Origin of the sequence: Caulobacter sp. LjRoot300 (assembly GCF_964253875.1) — a bacterium.
In the GTDB taxonomy this organism is placed as follows: domain Bacteria; phylum Pseudomonadota; class Alphaproteobacteria; order Caulobacterales; family Caulobacteraceae; genus Caulobacter.
The window spans coordinates 231,425-250,779 of sequence record NZ_CAXUSA020000001.1 but is presented as its reverse complement, the minus strand read 5'-3'; the positions used below and the strand labels follow the sequence as shown (position 1 = coordinate 250,779).

General features: G+C 69.9%; 14 protein-coding genes. 10 read left to right on the top strand and 4 right to left on the bottom strand.

The annotated features are described in order from the left end of the window. Positions 1–12 precede the first annotated feature (12 nt). Positions 13–864 (bottom strand): 3-keto-disaccharide hydrolase, encoded by an 852-nt coding sequence (locus ACSQ2G_RS01220; protein ID WP_436027610.1) that lies wholly within the window; start codon positions 862–864, stop codon positions 13–15. A 177-nt stretch (positions 865–1,041) separates the two neighbouring features. On the opposite strand from ACSQ2G_RS01220, the gene ACSQ2G_RS01215 reads away from it, so the two are divergent. Together ACSQ2G_RS01215 and ACSQ2G_RS01210 are read left to right on the top strand one after the other, a co-directional pair. Then, positions 1,042–2,799 carry a GMC oxidoreductase gene (locus ACSQ2G_RS01215; protein WP_436027608.1) on the top strand — a complete coding sequence of 586 codons (1,758 nt, stop codon included), beginning with the start codon at positions 1,042–1,044 and terminating at the stop codon, positions 2,797–2,799. Positions 2,800–2,801: 2 nt separating this feature from the next. After that, on the top strand, positions 2,802–3,368 hold the full coding sequence (locus ACSQ2G_RS01210) for a gluconate 2-dehydrogenase subunit 3 family protein (protein ID WP_436028898.1): 567 nt from the start codon (positions 2,802–2,804) through the stop codon (positions 3,366–3,368). Between the two features lie 56 nt (positions 3,369–3,424). On the opposite strand, the gene ACSQ2G_RS01205 is transcribed toward ACSQ2G_RS01210, so the two are convergent. Continuing rightward, positions 3,425–3,832, bottom strand: coding sequence for an L-rhamnose mutarotase (locus tag ACSQ2G_RS01205; protein WP_436027606.1), 408 nt, complete (start codon positions 3,830–3,832; stop codon positions 3,425–3,427). Positions 3,833–3,924: 92 nt separating this feature from the next. Here ACSQ2G_RS01205 and ACSQ2G_RS01200 point away from each other — a divergent pair, with 92 nt between their 5' ends. The 8 genes from ACSQ2G_RS01200 (at position 3,925) to ACSQ2G_RS01165 (ending at position 13,885) form a co-directional block, all read left to right on the top strand. Then, complete coding sequence (locus tag ACSQ2G_RS01200; protein ID WP_436027604.1) at positions 3,925–5,103, top strand: aldose 1-epimerase family protein; 1,179 nt, start codon at positions 3,925–3,927, stop codon at positions 5,101–5,103. A gap of 1 nt (position 5,104) precedes the next feature. After that, on the top strand, positions 5,105–5,884 hold the full coding sequence (locus ACSQ2G_RS01195; RefSeq protein ID WP_436027602.1) for an SDR family NAD(P)-dependent oxidoreductase: 780 nt from the start codon (positions 5,105–5,107) through the stop codon (positions 5,882–5,884). 23 nt (positions 5,885–5,907) lie between these two features. Continuing rightward, positions 5,908–7,095, top strand: coding sequence for a CaiB/BaiF CoA transferase family protein (locus ACSQ2G_RS01190; protein WP_436027600.1), 1,188 nt, complete (start codon positions 5,908–5,910; stop codon positions 7,093–7,095). Continuing rightward, positions 7,092–8,228 carry an extracellular solute-binding protein gene (locus tag ACSQ2G_RS01185; RefSeq protein ID WP_436027598.1) on the top strand — a complete coding sequence of 379 codons (1,137 nt, stop codon included), beginning with the start codon at positions 7,092–7,094 and terminating at the stop codon, positions 8,226–8,228. Before ACSQ2G_RS01190 ends, ACSQ2G_RS01185 begins: the two co-directional genes overlap by 4 nt. 10 nt (positions 8,229–8,238) lie before the next feature. Continuing rightward, the gene (locus ACSQ2G_RS01180; RefSeq protein WP_436027596.1) at positions 8,239–9,015 is read left to right on the top strand and encodes an enoyl-CoA hydratase/isomerase family protein; all 777 of its coding nucleotides are present in this window, start codon (positions 8,239–8,241) and stop codon (positions 9,013–9,015) included. A 78-nt stretch (positions 9,016–9,093) separates the two neighbouring features. Further along, entirely contained in the window at positions 9,094–10,050 is a 957-nt protein-coding gene (locus tag ACSQ2G_RS01175) for a 2-hydroxyacid dehydrogenase (protein ID WP_436027594.1), read from the top strand. A gap of 80 nt (positions 10,051–10,130) precedes the next feature. Beyond that, entirely contained in the window at positions 10,131–11,762 is a 1,632-nt protein-coding gene (locus tag ACSQ2G_RS01170) for a rhamnogalacturonidase (protein ID WP_436027592.1), read from the top strand. 35 nt (positions 11,763–11,797) lie between these two features. Then, on the top strand, positions 11,798–13,885 hold the full coding sequence (locus tag ACSQ2G_RS01165; protein WP_436027590.1) for a glycoside hydrolase family 2 protein: 2,088 nt from the start codon (positions 11,798–11,800) through the stop codon (positions 13,883–13,885). 178 nt (positions 13,886–14,063) lie between these two features. On the opposite strand, the gene ACSQ2G_RS01160 is transcribed toward ACSQ2G_RS01165, so the two are convergent. Next, positions 14,064–17,294 (bottom strand): family 78 glycoside hydrolase catalytic domain, encoded by a 3,231-nt coding sequence (locus ACSQ2G_RS01160; RefSeq protein WP_436027588.1) that lies wholly within the window; start codon positions 17,292–17,294, stop codon positions 14,064–14,066. After that, the gene (locus ACSQ2G_RS01155; protein WP_436027586.1) at positions 17,291–19,324 is read right to left on the bottom strand and encodes a right-handed parallel beta-helix repeat-containing protein; all 2,034 of its coding nucleotides are present in this window, start codon (positions 19,322–19,324) and stop codon (positions 17,291–17,293) included. The genes ACSQ2G_RS01160 and ACSQ2G_RS01155 overlap by 4 nt, the downstream gene beginning before the upstream one ends. Between the last annotated feature and the right edge of the window lie 31 nt (positions 19,325–19,355).

Genomic DNA, 19,355 nt, shown 5'->3' with positions numbered 1-19,355 from the left:
GGGCTGGCTAGGTCAGGGCGCCGTCAGTTCCTGGATCTCGATGTCCTTGAACTCGATCGGGTGGCCCTCGCTCTGCAGGGCGATGTAGCCCTCGGTCAGCCGCTGGGCGCCCCGGGCGAGGATGTAGGGCTTGGCCCCGCCTGCGACCGTGTCGTCGGGGTCCAGGGTGACGTCCGCATAGTGATGAACGACCACGCCGTTGATCTTCTGGGAGATCTCGCCGTTGGGCAGCACTTCCAGCTCCGCCTTGACCCAGGTTCCGTTGGGGACCGTCGGGGCGTTGGTCGGCGGCGTGCAGTGATCCTTGGCCGTGACGCCGTCGAAGGTGATGTTGGTTCCGGGCGTGCAGACCGCGCCGGTGGGCCGGGGCGCGTCGCCCTCCTTGCCCAGCAGCTGGAACTCGATCGAGACCGGGAAGGGCTGCTCGACGGTCATGCTCTCCGGACTCTGGCTGTCGAACATGATCCCGCTGTTGCTACGCGCCCAGGCGGGCGTGTCCGGCAGGCCGCCGTCCGTGAGGAAGCGGTAGGTCAGGCGCAGGCGATAGGCCTTGAACGGCGTCTTGTAGAACAGGTGGCCGAACTGCCCGTCCAGCTTGTCGTAGCCGGCGTAGGAGACGCGGATCACGCCATGGTCGACGACGAAGGTCTGGTGGTAGTTCTCGCCCAACGGATGCTTGGCGACCTTCGGGGTCCAGCCGTCCAGGGTCCGCCCGTCGAACAGCGGACGCCACGGTCCGGCCTTGACCTCCTGGGCGCTGGCCTGGGCGCCGCCGCAGAGCGCCAGGCAGCCGAGCAGCGCCCCCATGGCGAGACCCGGCGCCGACTCGCGGCGCTTCCGAACGAACTGGCTCGATGTCATCATGGCCTTCTTCTTCCTCCCACGGGTTCGGCGGTTTTCGCATGAAACCGCGACCTTTCTTGCAATGTAACCCATTTCATGGAAGCCTCCAGGCAACAATCAAGGGTTCGCCGAAGGCGGCGCGTCGAGCTGCGGGGCAGCGGACGTGATTCCGTCAGGCGCGCCAAGCGGGGAGCAAACATGGCCAATCTCAACGGTCGCGCACGCCAGGAGAACACCTACGACGCCATTGTCGTGGGCAGCGGTATCACCGGCGGCTGGGCGGCCAAGGAGCTGACCCAGAAGGGTCTCAAGACCCTGGTGCTGGAGCGCGGGCCGATGGTCCGCCACCTGGAGGACTATCCGACCGCCACCCTGGACCCCTGGCAGACGAAGTACCCGCAAGGGCAGCTGCCGTCGGACGAGCTGGCCGCCCACTACGCCGTGCAGCGCCGCACCGGCTACACCATGACGGAGTACACCAAGCACTTCTTCGTCCGCGACGACCAGAACCCCTATACCGAGGAAAGCCGCTACGACTGGATCCGCGGCTATCACGTCGGCGGGCGGTCGCTGACCTGGGGCCGCCAGAGCTATCGCCACAGCCCGATCGACTTCGAGGCCAACGCCCGCGAGGGAATCGGCGTCGACTGGCCGATCCGCTACGAGGAGCTCGCGCCCTGGTACGACCATGTCGAGCGCTTCATCGGCGTCTCGGGCCAGGCCGAGGGCCTGCCGCACCTGCCGGACGGCCAGTACCAGCCGCCGATGGAGATGAACTGCGTCGAGAAGGCCTTCAAGGCCAAGTCCGAGGCGCGGTTCCCCGAACGGCGGATCACCATGGGCCGGACCGCGCACCTGACCGACCCGACCGAGGAACAGCTCGCGCTGGGCCGGACCAAGTGCCAGTACCGCAACATGTGCATCCGCGGCTGCCCGTTCGGCGGCTACTACAGCTCCAATTCCGGAGGATTGGTGGCGGCAGAGCGTACCGGCAACCTGGTCATCCGCCCCGGCTCGATCGTCACCTCGCTGATCTATGACGAGAAGGCCGGCAAGGCGACCGGGGTGCGCATCCTCGACGCGCCGACGCGCCAGGAGGAGGAGTTCTACGCCGACGTCGTGTTCCTGTGCGCCTCGGCCTTCAACTCGGCGTGGATCATGATGAACTCGACCAGCTCGCGGTTCCCGAACGGCTTCGGCAACGGCAGCGACCAGCTGGGCCGCAACGTCATGGACCACCACCTGGGGGTCGGGGCCAGCGGCGAGGCGCCCGAGTTCGCCGACATGTACTATTCGGGCCGCCGGCCGAACGGGATCTATGTGCCGCGCTTCCGCAACCTGGGCGACGCGGCCACCAAGCGGAGCGACTACCTGCGCGGCTTCGGCTACCAGGGCGGCGCGTCGCGGCCGGGATGGGATCGCGACCTGACCCGACCTGGACAGGACCCCTCCGGTCCGCGGGGCTTCGGGGCGGCGCGCAAGGCCGCGCTCAGCCAGCCGGGGCCGTGGACCATCGGATTGGGCGGCTTCGGCGAAATCCTGCCCTACGAGGACAACCGGATCACCCTGAACCGCGACAAGACCGACGAGTTCGGCCTGCCGACCCTGTCGATGAACGTCACGATCCGCGAGAACGAGCTGGCCATGCGCCGCGACATGCAGACCGCCGCCGCAGAGATGCTGGAGGCGGCCGGCTTCAAGAACGTCGAGGGCCGCGACGGCGGCTACGCGCCGGGGCTGGGCATTCACGAGATGGGCACCGCCCGCATGGGCCGGGACCCGAAGACCTCGGTGCTCAACGCCAACAACCAGGTCCACGAGTGCAAGAACGTCTATGTCACCGACGGGGCGGCGATGACCTCGGCGTCGTGCGTCAACCCGTCCCTGACCTACATGGCGCTGACCGCCCGGGCCGCCGACCATGCGGTCAAGGCGCGCAAGCGGGGAGATCTGTGATGCTGCTGAGCCGACGCGCCGCGATACGTGGCCTGACCTTCACCTTCGGGGTCGCGGCGACGGGGCTCGCCGGACGGGCCGTGGCGGCGACGACGGCCCTGGCCTGGACCCCCACGGCCCTCACCCCGGACGAGGCCAGGCTGGTCGACGTGGTCGCCGAACTGATCATCCCCAAGACCGACACGCCGGGCGCGCGCGAAGCCGGCGTGCCGCAGTTCGTCGATCGGGCGCTGGCCGACTACTACAACAAGGCCCAGGCCGAGCGCCTTCGGGCCGGGCTGGCGCGCATGGACGCCGACGCCCGAGCCGCCCATGGCGACGTGTTCGTGGCCCTGACGCCGCAACAGCAGGTCGAACTCCTGGCCGGCTACGACCGCGAGGCCGCGGCCGCTCAGGGCCAGGTGGCGGGCGAGCCCCACTTCTTCCCGCTGCTGGAGGACCTGGTGACGGTGGGTTACTTCACCTCCGAGCCGGGCGCGACGGTGGCGTTGCGGTACGATCCCGTCCCCGGCGCCTATCACGGCTGCGTGCCGCTGGCCGAACTCGGCCGGGGCTGGGCGACGCGATAGGCCGACGGCGGGCCGCGTTCAGCGTCGTCGAGGTTCTCCAATACCCGCCGACGTGGTCAGGGCGACGCAGGCGCGCCGTCCTGATCAGCTTGTGACGCCTCGCCATTCGAGCCAGGCTGCTCGGACAGGGCGTAGATCCTCTCCATCTCTACCCAGGTCCGGTCGGGAGCGAACGGCAGCGGCTTTTGGAAAGTCCGCATCAGCGCGTCCCAGGCCCGCACGTCGGGATCGGCGGCGTCGCGCGCCGCCTTGACCTGCGCGTCATGGCCGTCTCCCTGCTCCAGGATCATGAACATCCGGTCGCCGACGAGCCAGATATCGAGCTCGCGCACGTCGTCGGCGCGGATCGCGGCCGTCACCGCGACGGGCGGTCCTCCCGCCCTGTGCCAGGCGCGGTAACGGGCGATCCGGTCGGCGTCGTCGTGCAGATCGACCGCGAAGCAGCGGCGCGTCGTCCCGTTCATGGCGGCCTCGACAAGGGCGTTGACGAGAGCCCGACGGGCTCTATAAACATCATACGTATTACCTTATTGGGCCGGGTGCGGGGAGGCAAGAGGTGACCCAGCTGTATGGACGGACGTTGAGCCGCCGCGCCCTGGCCGAGCGCACCGGCGCCCTGTCGCAGTTCGCCGGCGTGCGCCTGTCGACCCTGGGCGACGGCGTCGAGCGCGGCGTGCGGCAGCTGGAGTTCCGCACCGGCTCGGGCCTGCGCTTCACGGTGCTGGTCGACCGGGCGATGGACATCGCCGAGTGCGAGCACAACGGCCGCGCGGTCGGCTGGCATTCGCCGTCCGGCTTCCGCAATCCCGCGCTGCACGAGTACGAGGGGGAGGGCGGCCTGTCCTGGTTCCGGTCGTTCTCGGGCCTGATGGTCACCTGCGGCCTGGACCACGTGCTGTTCATGCACGACGACCCGGCCGACCACTACGTCTATGGCCCCCGCAAGACGGTCAGTTCGTCGCTGCACGGGCGGATCGGCACGATCCCGGCGCGGCTGACCGGCTATGGCGAACGCTGGGACGGCGACGACTGCGTGCTGTGGGCCGAGGGCGTGGTGCAGCAGTCGACGGTGTTCGGCGAGGACCTGCACCTGGTCCGGCGGATCGAGGCGAGCGTCGGGACCGACGAGATCCGCCTGCACGACCGCGTGGTCAATCACGGCTTCTACAAGACGCCGCACATGTACTGCTACCACATCAATGTCGGCTATCCGGTCCTGGACGAGGGGTCGCGCTACGTGGCGCCAATCCGCGACGTGGTGTGGGCATCCCACGCTGGTGACGACTACCGCAAGCAAGGCGTCGGCTACCGGACCTTGCCGGCTCCGATCCGCAATTTCCACGAACAGGTCTGGCAGCACGACATGGCGCCGAACGCCGACGGGCGGGTCAATGTCGCCCTGGTCAACGAGGCGATCGGCTTCGGCTTCGAGGTCCAGATCCTGAAGTCGCAGTTCCCGGCCCTGTACGAGTGGCAGAACCTGCACGCCGGCCATTACGCCCTGGGAATCGAGCCCTCGACCAACCACGTGCTGGGCAAGGACTTCGCCCGCGACCGCGGCGAACTGATCCAGCTGGAGCACGGCGAGGAGCGTCGCTACGACAGCGTCTTCCGCATCCTGCCCGACGCGGACGCGGTGGCCCAGGCGATCGGCCGGATCGAGGCCGTGGCCCGGCAGCCGGCCGAGGACTATCCCGTCCCCTCGGGCGTCTATCCGGTCATTGAAGGGCGTTGAGATGGCGGCTCTTCGGGACCTTGAGGGCCGGGTCGTCCTCTATACGGGCGCGGCGGGCGGGCTGGGGCTGCAGACGACCCTGCAGCTGATGGCGCGCGGCGCCACCGTCGTGGCCGTCGACAATGACCCGACCAAGGTCGCGGCGCTGGAGGCCGAGGCCGCCAGGGTCGGGGCGGCCAAGGTGGGGCTGGGACGCCTGGTCCTCTCGACCGCCGACCTTTCCGACCTCGCGGGCTTCCGGGCCGTGCTGGACGACCTGTTGGGCCGGGTCGGCGCCTTCGACGTGGTGATCAACAACGCCGCCATCTATCCGTCGCGCCCGTTCGAAGACTATTCGATCGAGGACCACCAGGCCGTCCAGCGGGTCAATGTCGACGCAGCGATCGTCGCCGTTCAGGCGGCCCTGCCGGCCATGCGCGAGCGGGGCTTTGGCCGGATCATCAACATCTCCAGCATCACCCTGTCGGGCGGGTGGGCCAACCTGTCGCCGTACGTCGCCTCGAAGGGCGCGCTGGTCGGCCTGACCCGCGCCTGGGCGCGCGAGTTCGGTCCCTACGGGATCACCGTCAACGCCATCGCCCCCGGCGCCTTCCCGACCGACGCCGAGAAGATCCATCCCGATCCGGACGGCTACGCCCGCCACGTGCTCGACCGCCAGGCCGTCAAGCGCCGGGGCCACGTCGGCGACATCGCCCACGCCATCGCATTCTTCGCCGCCGACGAGGCGGGCTTCATCACCGGCCAGACGCTGCACGTGAACGGCGGCTGGGTGATGAGCTGAACCAGTCAAAGGTTTGTTCTGAAATGGGTATTCTCAGCGGAATCCGCGTCCTCGACTGTTCGATCGCCATGGCCGGCCCGTTCGCCGCCCAGCGCCTGGGCGACATGGGCGCCGACGTGATCAAGGTCGAGCCGACCACCGGCGAGTGGCAGCGCCACGTCGCGGCCGGCGGGGCGCGCGGCAACCAGATCAACGTCTCGTTCCTGTCGTTGAACCGCAATAAGCGCTCCCTGGCCGTCGACCTGAAGACGGCCGAGGGCAAGGCCCTGCTGCTGGAGATGGTCAAGACCGCCGATGTCTTCCTGCAGAACTACCGGCCCGGCGTCGCCCAGCGGCTGGGCGTCGACTACGAGACCCTGTCGAAGATCAATCCGCGGCTGATCTACGTGTCGATGTCGGGCTATGGCGAGGATGGTCCGTACCGGAACTATCCGGGGCAAGACCTGCTGCTGCAGGCCATGTCGGGGGCGATGATGTCGTCGGGGGCGGCCGACCAGCCGCCCCAGCCGGCCGGCCAATATCTGGTCGACGCGATCACCGCCTACACCGCCTTCGAGGGCGCGCTGGCGGCCCTGTTCCATCGCGAGCGGACCGGCGAGGGCCAGCTGGTGCAGGTCAACATGCTGGACGCCATCGCCACCATCCAGATGCAGGAGCTGTCGGTCTTCACCATCGGCGGCAAGCCCCAGACCCGCTCGGCCGAGCCCCACGCCCACAGCTATATCCGCGCGCCCTACGGCGTGTTCCAGACCCGCGACGGCTACATCTCGATCGCCATGGCCTCTCTGAAGACCTTGGGCCGACTGATCGACGAGCCGTTCTTCGCCGACCTGGATGACGAGACCGACAGCTGGACCCATCGCGACAGGATCTATGCGTGCGTTCGCCAGCGGCTGGTCCATCGCGACAGCGCTGAGTGGCTGGCCCTGTTCCGCGACAACGACATCTGGTGCGGCCCGGTCTACGGCTATGCCGACCTCGTCGAGGATCCGCAGATCCAGCACAACGGCACCTTCGTCGAATACGACCATCCGACCGAGGGCCGGGTGAAGGCGCCGGGTTTCCCGATCCGCTTCTCCAAGACGCCCTCGACCATCGAACGCGGCGCGCCGCTGGTCGGGGAGCACACGCGCGAGATCCTGGCCGAGACCGGCCGCGATCCGGACCAGATCGACGCCCTGATCCGCTCGGGCGTGGTGCGCGCCGCGTGACCGCGCCCTTCTATCGCGGCCTGACCTGGGATCACCCGCGAGGATACCGGGCGCTGGAGGCCGCCGCCGCGCGGCTGGATCCGGACCGGGACGGCCTGGCCCTGACCTGGGACCGTCATTCGCTGGAAGGCTTCGAGGAACGGCCGATCGGCGAGCAGTGCGCCCTGTACGACCTGGTGGTCCTGGACCATCCGCACGTCGGCGAGGCCTTGGCCGCCGACTGCCTGGTCCCGCTGGAGGACCTGTTCGATCCCGGGGAGATCGCCGCCTGGCGAGCCGCGGTCATGGGGCGCTGCCTGGACAGCTACCGCTATGCCGGTCGCCACTGGGCCTTGCCGCTGGACGCCGCGACCCAGGTCATGACCTGGCGCAAGGACCGGCTCGACGCGCCGCCGACCCTATGGGACGAGGTCGTGCGGCTGTCTCAGACCGGCGGCGTGGCGTTGTCGCTGTCGGGCCCGCACGCGGCCCTGACCTTCCAGGCGATCTGCGCCGCCCATGGCGCGCCGCCAGCGGCGGACGGCGAAACCTTCATGGAGCCCACCGCCGGCCGCGCCGCCTGGAACCTGCTGTCGCGGCTGGCGGCGCACAGCCCGCCAGCCTTGCGGCCGCTGAACCCGATCGGCTTGCTGGAGCACATGAGCGCCCATGACGATGTGGCCCTCTGCCCTCTGGTCTACGGCTACGTGAACTACGCCCCCGACGGCGCCCTGGGCTTCGCGGACGCGCCGCGCGTGACCCCGGACGGGCCCGTGGGCTCGATCCTTGGCGGGACCGGGATCGGGGTGTCGCGGCGTTGCGTGGTGACCCCACAACTGCTGGACCATCTGCGCTGGCTGATGGCCGACGCGACGCAGCGCGGCTTTATCCCCGAGCACGCGGGGCAGCCCGCCCTGAGCAGCGCCTGGCGCGACCCGGCCGTCAACGTGCGATGGGGCGACTTCTACGCCAACACCTACGCCACCCTGGACGGCGCCAGCCTCAGGCCCCGGCACGACGGCGCCATCGCCTTCCAGACGGCGGCGTCGCGTCGCATCCGCGCCGGTCTCGACGCCGGCGACGGCGCGGATCGGGTGCTGGATGACCTGCAGGCGCTGTTCGTGCGCCACTGCCCAGCCGGCGCTGAGATTTGAGGAGCAGGCGATGAGCCAGGACGACGAGCTTCTGTTCGAGGTGACGGGCCACGTCGCCGTCATCACCCTGAACCGGCCGCATAAGCTGAACGCCGTGACCCCGGCCATGGCCAAGGCTGTCGAGGCGGCGATCGCGGAGGTCGACGCTTCCGACACCATCCGCTGCGTGGTGATCATCGGGGCGGGGGAGAAGGCCTTCTGCGCCGGGTCGGACATCTCGACCCTGGACCAGTACGAGACGCCCTGGGACTTCCGGAACCGGGGCGACTATTGCGACGCCGTGCGCCTGTGCCGCAAGCCGACGATCGCGGCGGTCAACGGCTACGCCCTGGGCGGCGGGCTGGAGACGGCGATGAGCTGCGACATCCGCATCGCCTCGACCAACGCCCGGTTCGCCGCCCCAGAGATCAAGCTGGGCTGGATCGGCGGCGGCGGCATGGCGGCCGGCCTGGTCCATTCGATCGGCGCCTCGAACGCCGCCCTGATGATCCTGACCGGCGACGCGGTCGACGCCGAGACCTCCCGGCAATGGGGCCTGGTCAGCGAGGTGGTGGCGCCCGGCGAGCTGCTGGCCCGGGCCCGGGCGATCGCCGAGGTGATCGCCTCGCGCGCGCCGATCGCCGCCGAGACCGCCAAGCTGAACCTCAAGGCGGCCCACGCCATGCCCTATGAAAAGGCGGTCGAGTACGAGCGCGACCTGCAGACCATCTGCTTCGCCACCCAGGACGCGACCGAGGGACGGGCGGCCTTCGCCGAGAAACGCGCGCCCGTGTTCCGTCGGCGCTGACCGCAACCACCTGTTCGCGCCGGCCCAGGATGGCTACGAAAGGCGTTCGGCGTCGCCGACCACCGATGCGGAGAGGACATGAAGCCCAGGATCCTGATCAGCCGCCGCTGGCCTGAAGTCGTCGAGGCCCGGCTGCGCCAGCGCTATGACGTGACGCTGAACGAGGCCGACTCGCCGCTGGGCGTCGAGCAGTTGCGCGCGGCGATGGCCGCCTACGACGCCTTGTGTCCGACGGTCTCGGATCGCGTCACGGCCGAGGTCCTGGCCGCGCCCGACGCGCGGGTCAGGATCATCGCCAATTACGGCGCGGGCTACGAGCACATCGACCTGGCGGCGGCCAGGGCGGCCGGGGTGGTGGTGACCAACACGCCCGACGTGCTGACCGACGCCACCGCCGAACTGGCGGTGCTGCTGATGCTGATGACCAGCCGCCGGGCCGGCGAGGGCGAACGGGAGCTGCGGGCCGGCCGATGGACCGGCTGGCGGCCCGTCCACATGTTGGGCCAGTCCCTGGCGGGCAAGACCCTGGGCCTGGTCGGCTACGGCCGCATCGCCCGGGCCACCGCCCGGCGGGCGCGGGCCGCCCTGGGCATGGAGATCGCCTATCACAGCCGCCGACGCGCGGACGACGAGGACGGCGCGACCTATCACGAGACGCTGGAGAGCCTGGCGGCGGCGGCCGACGTGCTGTCGCTGCACACCCCGGGCGGTCCCGAGACCCGTCACCTGGTCGACGCGGCCCTGCTGGCGCGGATGAAGCCGACGGCGATCCTGATCAACACGGCGCGCGGCTCGGTGGTGGCCGAGGCCGACCTGGCCCAGGCCCTGGTCGACGGGACGATCGCCGGCGCGGGTCTGGACGTCTACCAGGGCGAGCCGGAGGTCAGTCCGGTTCTGCTGGCCGCGCCCAACACCGTGCTGCTGCCGCACCTGGGCAGCGCCACCCTGGAGACCCGCACCGCCATGGGCCTGCGCGCGGCCGACAACCTGGACCGCTTCTTCGACGGCAAGCCGCCGCTCGACCGGGTCGCTTGAGATCTCGTCGCCCAAGGGGTTGATATAAGGTAATACGTCATACAACATGTGCGCCGTTCGAAGAAGCGGGAGCAGGGCGCATGGTGCGGAGCGCGATCAGCGAGAAGGCCGAGTTCAGCCGCCGCTTCGTAACCCTGGGCCTGGGCGCGGCCATGGCCGCCAGCCCGTCGCTAGTGCGGGCCACGGGGTCGCTGACGGGCTTCCACGACGTGCGCGACTACGGGGCGGTGGGCGACGGGATCGCCATCGACTCAGGGGCCGTCAATCGCGCCATCGAGGCCGCCTCGGCGGCGGGAGGCGGCACGGTGGTGATCCGCGCCGGCCACTACCTGTGCTTCTCGATCCGGCTGAAGAGCTTCGTCACTCTGGTGCTGATGAACGGCTCGGTGATCGAAGCGGCCGATCCTCGCAAGCACGCCGGCCGCTACGACCTGCCCGAGAACGTCTACGACGAGCAGTATCAGGATTACGGCGTCAGCCATTTCCACAACAGCCTGATCTACGGCGACGGGGTCAACGACGTCGCCATCATCGGCAAGGGCCTGATCCACGGCCTGGGCCTGGATCGCGAAGGGCCCACGCCGCGCTGGCATGGCATGGCCGGCTGGACGTCGCCGGCCGAGCAGGGGCTGACCCCCGACGCCGCCCGCCGGGCGATCCCGCGCGAGATGGCCTATGAGGGCCGGGGCAACAAGGCCATCGGCCTGACCGGCTGCCGCAACGTCCTGCTGCGCGACTTCACCATCCTGCAGGGTGGCCACTTCGCCTGCTACGTGCTGGGCTCGACCAATGTGCGGATCGACGGCCTGACCGTCGACACCGACCGCGACGGCATCGACATCGACGCCTGCCGCGACGTGAAGGTCACCAACTGCCTGGTCAACGCCCCCAAGGACGACGCCATCGTCCTGAAGAGCAGCATGGCCCTGAAGGCGCCGCGCTTCTGCGAGGACGTCAGCGTGATCGGCTGCAAGACCAGCGGCTACCTGCTGGGCACGGTGGTCGACGGGACCTACCAGCCCTCGCCCTACAGGTCGGTGGACGACATCGGCGTGCTGGGCCGGATCAAGCTGGGCACAGATTCCGTCGCCGGCTTCCGCAACATCCTGGTGTCGGACTGCATCTGCGAGAACACCCGAGGCCTGCAACTGGGCGCGATCGACGGCGGGGTGCTGGAGGACGTGACCTTCTCCAACATCCTGCTGCGCAATCCGGTCAACCATCCGATCTTCGTGCGCCTGTCGGGGCGCAACCGCGCGCCGCAAGGCAATGGCCCGTCCCAGGTGCGGCGGGTGAGCTTCTCCAACATCAACGTCTCGGGCGCGCCGGGGCCCTACGCCAGCGGCGTGGTTGGGCTGCCTGGCGGGATCATCGAGGATGTCAGCTTCTCGGACATCCAGGTGCGCTCGGCCGGCGGCGGCTCGCGGGAGGACGCCGCGCGGGACATCGAGGAGCGGCCTCAGTCGTCGCTGGAGCCCAGCTTCATGGGCGCGTTCCCGGCCCACGGTCTGTGGGTGCGCCACGCCCGCAACATCAGCATCCGCGACGTCAGCTTTTCGGTGGAAAGGCCCGACGCCCGGCCCGCCATCGTGCTGGACGACGTGCAGGGCGCGGCGATCGACGGCGTGCGCTCCAGCCTCTCCCCCGGCGCGGCGCTCCGCACGGCGCGCAGTCGCGACGTCCACGCCCGCGACATTCAGCGCCTGGCCTGACCCACGTGACGCCTCGGAAAGGACGGAGAGACGCCATGAAAGCCCGACCGTTTCGGCTGCTGCGAGCCTGCCTGGCGCTTGGCCTGGCCGTCTGGGCGTTCGGCGCGGCCCAGGCCGCCGAGGTGACACCGCTGCGCGACGGCTGGCGCTTCGTCCGCGCCGACGCACCCGGCGCCGAAGTCCCGGCGTTCGACGATTCCGGCTGGGCCACGGTGTCGACGCCGCACACCTACAACGCCGCCGACTCCGGCATCGGCGGGGCCAAGGCGCGGGGTGAGCCGGAAGGCGTCTATTACCGAGGCCCGGCCTGGTATCGGCTATCGCTGGACCACGCGCCGCGCGCCGGGCGGCGCTACTTCCTGCAGTTCGACGGCGCGGCGCTGAAGGCCGAGGTCTTCCTGAACGGGCGACGGGTGGGCGCGCACGAAGGCGGTTACGCCGCCTTCCGCTATGACGTCACGTCGGCGCTCGAACCAGGCCGGAACCTGCTGGCGGTCCGGGTTGACAATGCGCGCAACACCCGGTTCGCGCCGCTGAACGGCGACTTCAACGTGTTCGGCGGCCTCTATCGCGCGGTCAAGCTGGTCGAGACCTCGGATGTCCATGTCGACCTGGTCGACTGGGGTGGCCCGGGCGTCTATGCCCGCACCCAGGCCCTGGCGGCTGATCGGGCGACGATCGGGGTCAAGGTCCTGGTCCGCAACGATCGCGGAGCGGCGGCGAGCGTCCAGGTGGTGACTCGGATCCTCGACGCGGACGGCGCGGTGGCGGGCGAGGCCAAGGGCGCCGCCAGCGTCGCCGCCGGCCAGACGCGGCCGATCGAACAGACCCTGGTCCTGAAGAAGCCCCGGCTGTGGGAGGGGCGGCGCTCGCCCTACCTCTACCGCCTTCGCACCGAGGTGCGGGTCCAGGGCAACCTGGTCGACACCGCCGAGGTCCCGCTGGGCGTGCGCACGGTGAGCCTGGACGGGAAGGGACGGTTCCTGCTGAACGGCAAGCCTTACGCCCTGTACGGCGCGAACATCCAGCTGCCGACCCGCTTCGGCAAGGGTCCGGTCGTCAGCGACGCCGAGATCGACGAGGACATGCGGATCATGGCCGAGATGGGCGTCACGGCCCTGCGGCTGGCCCACATGCAGCATCCGCAGCGGGTCTATGACCAGGCCGACCGGCTGGGCATCCTTTTGACGACGGAAGTGCCGCTGATCGACGACCTGGATCCGTCCGACGCGTTCCGCGACAACCTGGTCCAGCAGATGCGCGAGCTGATCGCCCAGAACGTCAATCATCCGTCCGTGGCCCTGTGGGGCATCGGCAACGAGCTGCGAACCTCGGGCGAGCCGGCCAACCGGCTGCTGGCGGCGCTGCAATCGACGGCCAAGGCCATGGATCCGACGCGACCCACGACCTACGCCCATTGCTGTCTGAAGGACGACGACCCGATCGCCCAGCACAGCGATACGGTGTCCTACAACCGCTATTTCGGCTGGTACTGGACCGAGGCCAGGGACATCGGCCCCTGGGCCGACGACCTGCACGCCCGGCTGCCGAAGCGGCCGATCGGGGTCAGCGAATACGGGGCCGGGGCCAGCATCCTGCACCAGGAGGACCCCGTGCTGCGCCGCCCCGTGGCCGACGGCTACTGGCATCCCGAGCAATGGCAGACGGCCTTCCACGAGACCCACTGGCGCGAACTGCGCCAGCGGCCGTTCCTGTGGTCGACCTTCATCTGGGTCGGTTTCGACTTCCCGTCGTTCAAGCGCAACGAGGGCGACCGGCCGGCGATCAACGACAAGGGCCTGGTCACTGAAGACCGGCTGACGCGCAAGGACGCCTACTACTGGTACCAGGCCAACTGGTCCGAGGTTCCGATGCTGCACCTCGCCAGCCGCCGCGACCTCGTCAAGCGGACGAAGCACGTGAAGGTGAAGGCCTATTCCAATCAGCCGTCGGTGCGGCTGCGCCTGAATGGCGGCGACTGGACCACCGTGCCGGTCCAGGACCATGTCGCGCTGTGGGAGATCGACCTGGCGGAGGGCGAGAACCTGGTGGAGGCGGAGGTCGAGGTGGGCGGCAAGACGCTGACGGACAGCGTGCGGTGGACGTACGGGACCAAGCCGTAGATGGCGTGGACTTTTGATGCTCCCCCTCTGGGGGAGCTGTCGCGAAGCGACTGACGGGGGCGGCGCTGGTGCAAGCAAGCTTGCTGCGATCGGGGCCAGTGCCGCGCTGCCCCCTCCGGCCCTCTGGGCCACCTCCCCCAGAGGGGGAGGATCTTACAGGCCAAGCGTCGCGGTCTCGCTAGGCCTGACCGCGCGCCTCGAAGCGGTGGTCGCCCGAGCCGATCTCCAGCACCAGTCGGCCACGCTCCATGCCCTTGACCGTCACACCCGGCGCCTGGCTGGCGGCGACGCCGTTGACGCGCACGGCCTCGGGGGCGCGGGCGGGGATGTGGACCTCCGCCCGGCTGTTGGCGGGGGCCACCAGATGTAGCTCGAAACCGCCGTCCGGCTTCAAGGCCCAATCAGTGCTGATCCGGCCCAGCACGCTGTCATAGTCGCCGCCGCCCCGGGGCACGCGCGGGTCCAGCACCGGATCGAAGCGGAACGACAGGAAGCCCGGCCGGATCGGCTCGATCCCGGCCACGCGGCGGAAGATGAAGCCGGTCACCGCGCCCAGGGCGTAGTGGTTGTACGAATTCATTGACACGTCGCCGACGTCGCCGTTCCACCGCTCCCAGATGGTGGTGGCGTTCTTGCGGATCATGTAGCCCCAGGACGGGAACTCGGTTCGCAGCAGCAGGTCGTAGACCAGGGCCTGCTGGTCGTTGTCGGCCAGAGCGTCGAGGCTGAACGGCGTGCCCAGGAAGCCGGTCGACAGCAGCGTGCCGCGCCGGCGGATGTCGGCGACCAGGTGAGCGGTGGCGGCGGCGCGCAGGGGCTCGGGAACCAGTCCGAAGCGCAGGGCCAGGATGTAGCCAGCCTGCGAGCCGTTGCCCATCGAGCCGTCGGGCCGGATGAATTCGTGCTGGAAGGCCGCGGTGATGCGGGCGGCCAGATCGCGGTAGCGGACCGCGTCGGGCCGGCGGCCGGAACCCGTCGCCATCTCGGCCATCGCCTCCACCGACCGTTTCCACATGGCGGTGCCGATCAGGGCCTTGGGCGTGGTCTCGTCGCCGGGGCTCTTGGCGTCCAGGGCCACCCAGTCGCCGAAGTCGTAGCCGCGTTCCTTGCGCCAGATCCGGTCCGGATTGTTCCTGGCGATGAAATCCAGGTAGCGGGTCATCGCCGCCCAGTTCTGGTCGACGATCGCGGTGTCGTTGTAGCGCTTCCACACCGTCCAGGGCAGGATCACGCCGGCGTCGGCCCAGCCGGGCGAGGCGCCCAGGCCCAGGTCCGCCCAACCGGCCGGCGCATAGTCGGGGAATTCGCCGCGCGGTCCCTGGGCGTCGCGGATATCGCGGCCGAACCGCTCGGTGAAGGCCGCCACGTCCATGTTGAAGGCCGCGGCGTCCCAGAAGACGTTGGCGTCGCCGGTCCAGCCCAGGCGCTCGTCGCGCTGGGGGCAGTCGGTGGGCAGGCCGAAGAAGTTGGACCTCTGGCTCCACAGGCTGTTGCGCCACAGCTGCTGGATCACCGGATTGGCGATGCGCAGGTGGCCGGTCTCGGCCAGGTTCGAGGAGACGACGACGCCTCCGACGTCGTCGGCCGTCGGCGCTCGACCCAGGGCCTCGGCCAGACCCTCGACCTCGACATAGCGGAAGCCGAAATAGGTGAAGCGCGGCTCGTAGGTCTCGCCAGCCGGATCGCCCTTCAGGGTGTAGACCAGGGCCGCCCGGGCGGCGCGCAGGTTGGACTGGTCGGCCCGGCCGTCGGCGGCCAGCACCTCGGCGAAGCGCAGGGTCACCACCTGGCCCGCGCGGCCGCACACCTTCAGCCGGGCCCAGCCGGCGAAGTTCTGGCCGAAGTCGAAGACATGGCGCGAGCCAACCGCCGTCACCGACACCGCGCGCAGTGTCTCGATCCGGCGGATCGGCGGACTGATCTGGGCCTTCAGGACGCAGGGCGGGGTGGGGGCGATGTCGACCGCGCGCCAGGCGGCGGCGTCGAAGCCCGCCGTCGACCAGCCGGCCTGCTCCAGCCGGGCGTCGTAGTCTTCGCCATAGTAGATTTCGCCGCGGGTCACCGGAGCCGGGGCCAGGCGCCAGGACTCGTCGCTGACGATCGTCTCGCGCGTCCCGTCGGCATAGGTGATCTCCAGCTGCCCCAGGAAGCGCAGGGGCGCGTCGTCGAACGCATAGCGGCCGGCCGGGGCGACGTAGCTGCCGTACCAGCCGTCGCCGACCATCGCGCCGATCGCGTTGTCGCCGGCAACCAGCAGGTCGGTGACGTCATAGGCGCGATAGAGCGCGGTCTTGCGGAAGTCGGTGCTTTCCGGTGTCAGCAGGGCGTCGCCGACCCGCCGGCCGTTGATCTGGGCCTCGTAGGCGCCCAGGGCCGTGGCGTAGAGGCGGGCGCGGGCCACGGGGCGGTCGACCGCGAAGGCCTTGCGCAGCAGGAAGGCGCCGTGGCCCGGCCAGGCCTGGGTCTGGGTCTTCGAGACTTCGGCCGGGACCCAGCGGGCGTCGTCGAAGTCGAGAGCCGTCCAGCCGTCGGGCGCGTGCAGGGCCGTCTTCATGCCGCGCGAGGTGATCCGCAGCACCTTGCCGCCGGCCAGGTCGGCGCGGACCATCACGGCGGTGGCGATCTCGTGCAGCTTGGGCTCGTTGAACCCCGAGGGATCCTTGACCCGCATCGCGATCACGTGGCGGCCGGCGGCCAAGTCGTGGCGCGTCTCGGCGATCGGCGCGACGCCGTAGGCGATGGGCGAGTGCGGCGGCCGCTGGACGGGCCGGCCGTCCAGCCAGAGCTCGGATTTTTCGTTAGCGATCGAGAACAGGGTCACGGACGCAGCCGCCGGCAGGTCGAAGGCCAGGCGGAAAGCGCGGGCGGAGCGGTCGGCCGGGCGGTCGCCGCGCATCCAGAGCAGGCCGGCCTGGCGGTCGGCGCGGGCCAGCTCGGTCTCGGCGGCGATCCACTTGGCGCGCCAGTCGGCCGGCTCCAGCAGGCCGGTCTCGAAGCTGGCGACGGCGCTGGCGGCGCGGCGGCCCTTGTTGTCGCGCACCAGGACGCGCCACCAGACGATCTGGCGCGACTTCAGCGGGCTGCCCAGCCAGGAGATGTCCATACTCTGGTCGGTCAGCACCTCGCCGGCGTGCCACAGGTCGGGCGTTCCCGCCTCGAGCAGGGCGCGCGTGCTGGCGGCCTGGACCTCGTAGCGGGTCTGGCGGACGTCGGGATCGGGGCTGACCAGACGCCAGGACAGCCGCACGGCCTGGTCGTCGACGCCCAGCGGCGCGGTCATCGAGCCGGCCTTCAGGTCGACGACCTCCAGGCCCGCCGATTGCAGGGCCTGGGCCGCGAGCGTCGGCGTCGAAGCCACGACGCCGGCCAGGCCCGCGCCCTTCATCAGTCCACGGCGGGAGATCGTCATTGGCTTGCCTCAGATGCGGGACGAGGCCCGGCCTTGTCGATGACGGCGCGGGCCTGGGCCGGCCAGTCGCGGGTGGGAACCAGCATGTTGCCCTCCGCGATGTTGCCGCTCTCGGCCAGCCAGCGACCGCCGGTGCGCGGCGAGTTATGCCAGTTGCCGGTCGCCACATTGTCGGTCGAGATCCGGCGTCGGTACATCTTGCCGGCGGTGTTGACGTTCAGCCACTTGCCCCGGGTGTCGATCACGTTGCCGGTCACCCGGAAGTGCTTGGAGCCCTCGTCAAGATAGACGCCGATCCGGTCGCCGATGTCGAAGACGTGGTTGCCGCGGATCACCGCGCCGGGATTGGCCGATAGGTTGTAGATGGCCCCGCCGTCCATGTACCACGTCTTCACCCCGTGGATCCGATTGCCCTCGACCAGGGTTTTCCGCAGCGTCGTCGGCGTCGCGTAGCGGGTGTTGTGCAGGTAGCCCTTCTGGTTCTCGTCGTAGTTCGGATTGCCGCCGGCGTCGTTGTAGCCCCAGCCCCAGCCGACCGCGACGCCGTCATAGGGCGCGTCCGAGATCTCGTTGTGCAGGATGCGCGCGCCGTCGACATAGGTGGTCAGGATGGCGGCGTTGTCCTTGTAGTCCTGGCTGACGGTGGCGACAGTGTTGTCGGCGATCTCCAGGTCGGCATTGACCAGGTCCGGAGTGGATGGGTGGTGGGCGTCCTCGCGCACGCCGCCGGCCATGATCGCTCCGCCCGACAGGACGGCGAACAGGTTGCGCCTGACGCGAACGCCGCGCGTGGCCAGGCCCGCGCCGCTGAGGTTGGCGTTGGGGTCGTTGCCGACGCCCAAGGCGACCTGGCCCAGCTGCGAGAACTGGTTGTCCTCGAAGACGATGTCCCGCGCCGCCGCCACCTGGACCGCGGCGGGGATCTGGCTCCACTTCTGGCGCATGGATTCGAACTCGGGACAGCCCCAGCCGCACTTGGCCCAGGCGTCGGCGGGGCGGATCGGCGAGGAGTCCTTCAGGAAGGCCCCGCTCTGCTGGTTGGCGTAGCCGGTCGGCTCCGACGGCCCCATCCACGAGGTGTACGAGAAGCGCAGGCCCTGGAAGGTCAGGTTGCGCACCGGCGCCTGCGGCGTGCCGCTGATCGAGGCCAGGGCGGGCAGGGCGGGGACCGTGACGCGCAGCCTGGCGATGTCGTCGTCCTCGGCGATGCGCAGGTAGAGCTTGCCGGCGTCGGGATCGACGAACCACTGATAGGACTTGGCGTGCCAGTCATTGGTCTTGCCGATCAGCTCCGGGGCGTTGACCAGGAACAGGCGCGAATCCTCGGGGAAGATCGGCTGGGACAGGGTGTCGTAACCCCAGGTGTTGTTGTCCCAGGCGGGCTGGCGCATCGTCACTCGGCCGTCGTCGATCGAGGCCACGGGCGAGACGCGGTCGGTGAAGAAGCCGGTCGCCTCCAATTCCAGCCGGTCCGGATGCTCCAGGGTCGACAGGAAGGCCAGGTCCGGATTGACGATTTCGAAGCCGGTGGCGTTGAACCGGACGTCCGAGGGCTTGATCTCCAGCCAGGGACGTTCGGCCAGGGTGTCGTCGACCCAGACCTGACGGGTGTCCAGCCCCTTGGGGATGTCGGCGACATAGAGGCGCAGTTTCGCGTCGAACAGCTGGAAGCCCGTCACCTCGAAGCCGCCGGAGATCAGGGGACGGGTCCCGGCGCCGCCGCGCCAGATCACCCGATGGCCGCCCTGACCGCCGTCGGCGGCGGTGAAGACCAGGGGATGGTCCAGCCGATACTCGCCGGCGGCGATCTCGACCGTAACGTCGGCCTTGAGATTGCTGGCCCTGACCAGGGCCTGGGCGCGGGTCAGGCTGCGGACGGGGCGGTCGGCGCTGCCCCGATTGCGGTCGTCGCCCTTGGGGGAGACGTGCAGGACCACCGGCGCCTGGGCCGCGGCTGCGGCGACCCAGGCGCCGGTGGTGGCCGCGATCAGGGTCGCCGCCGCGCCGCGAACGATGAAGGTTCTGACCATCAAGCTCCCCAATGCGTCCTCCGTGACGAGC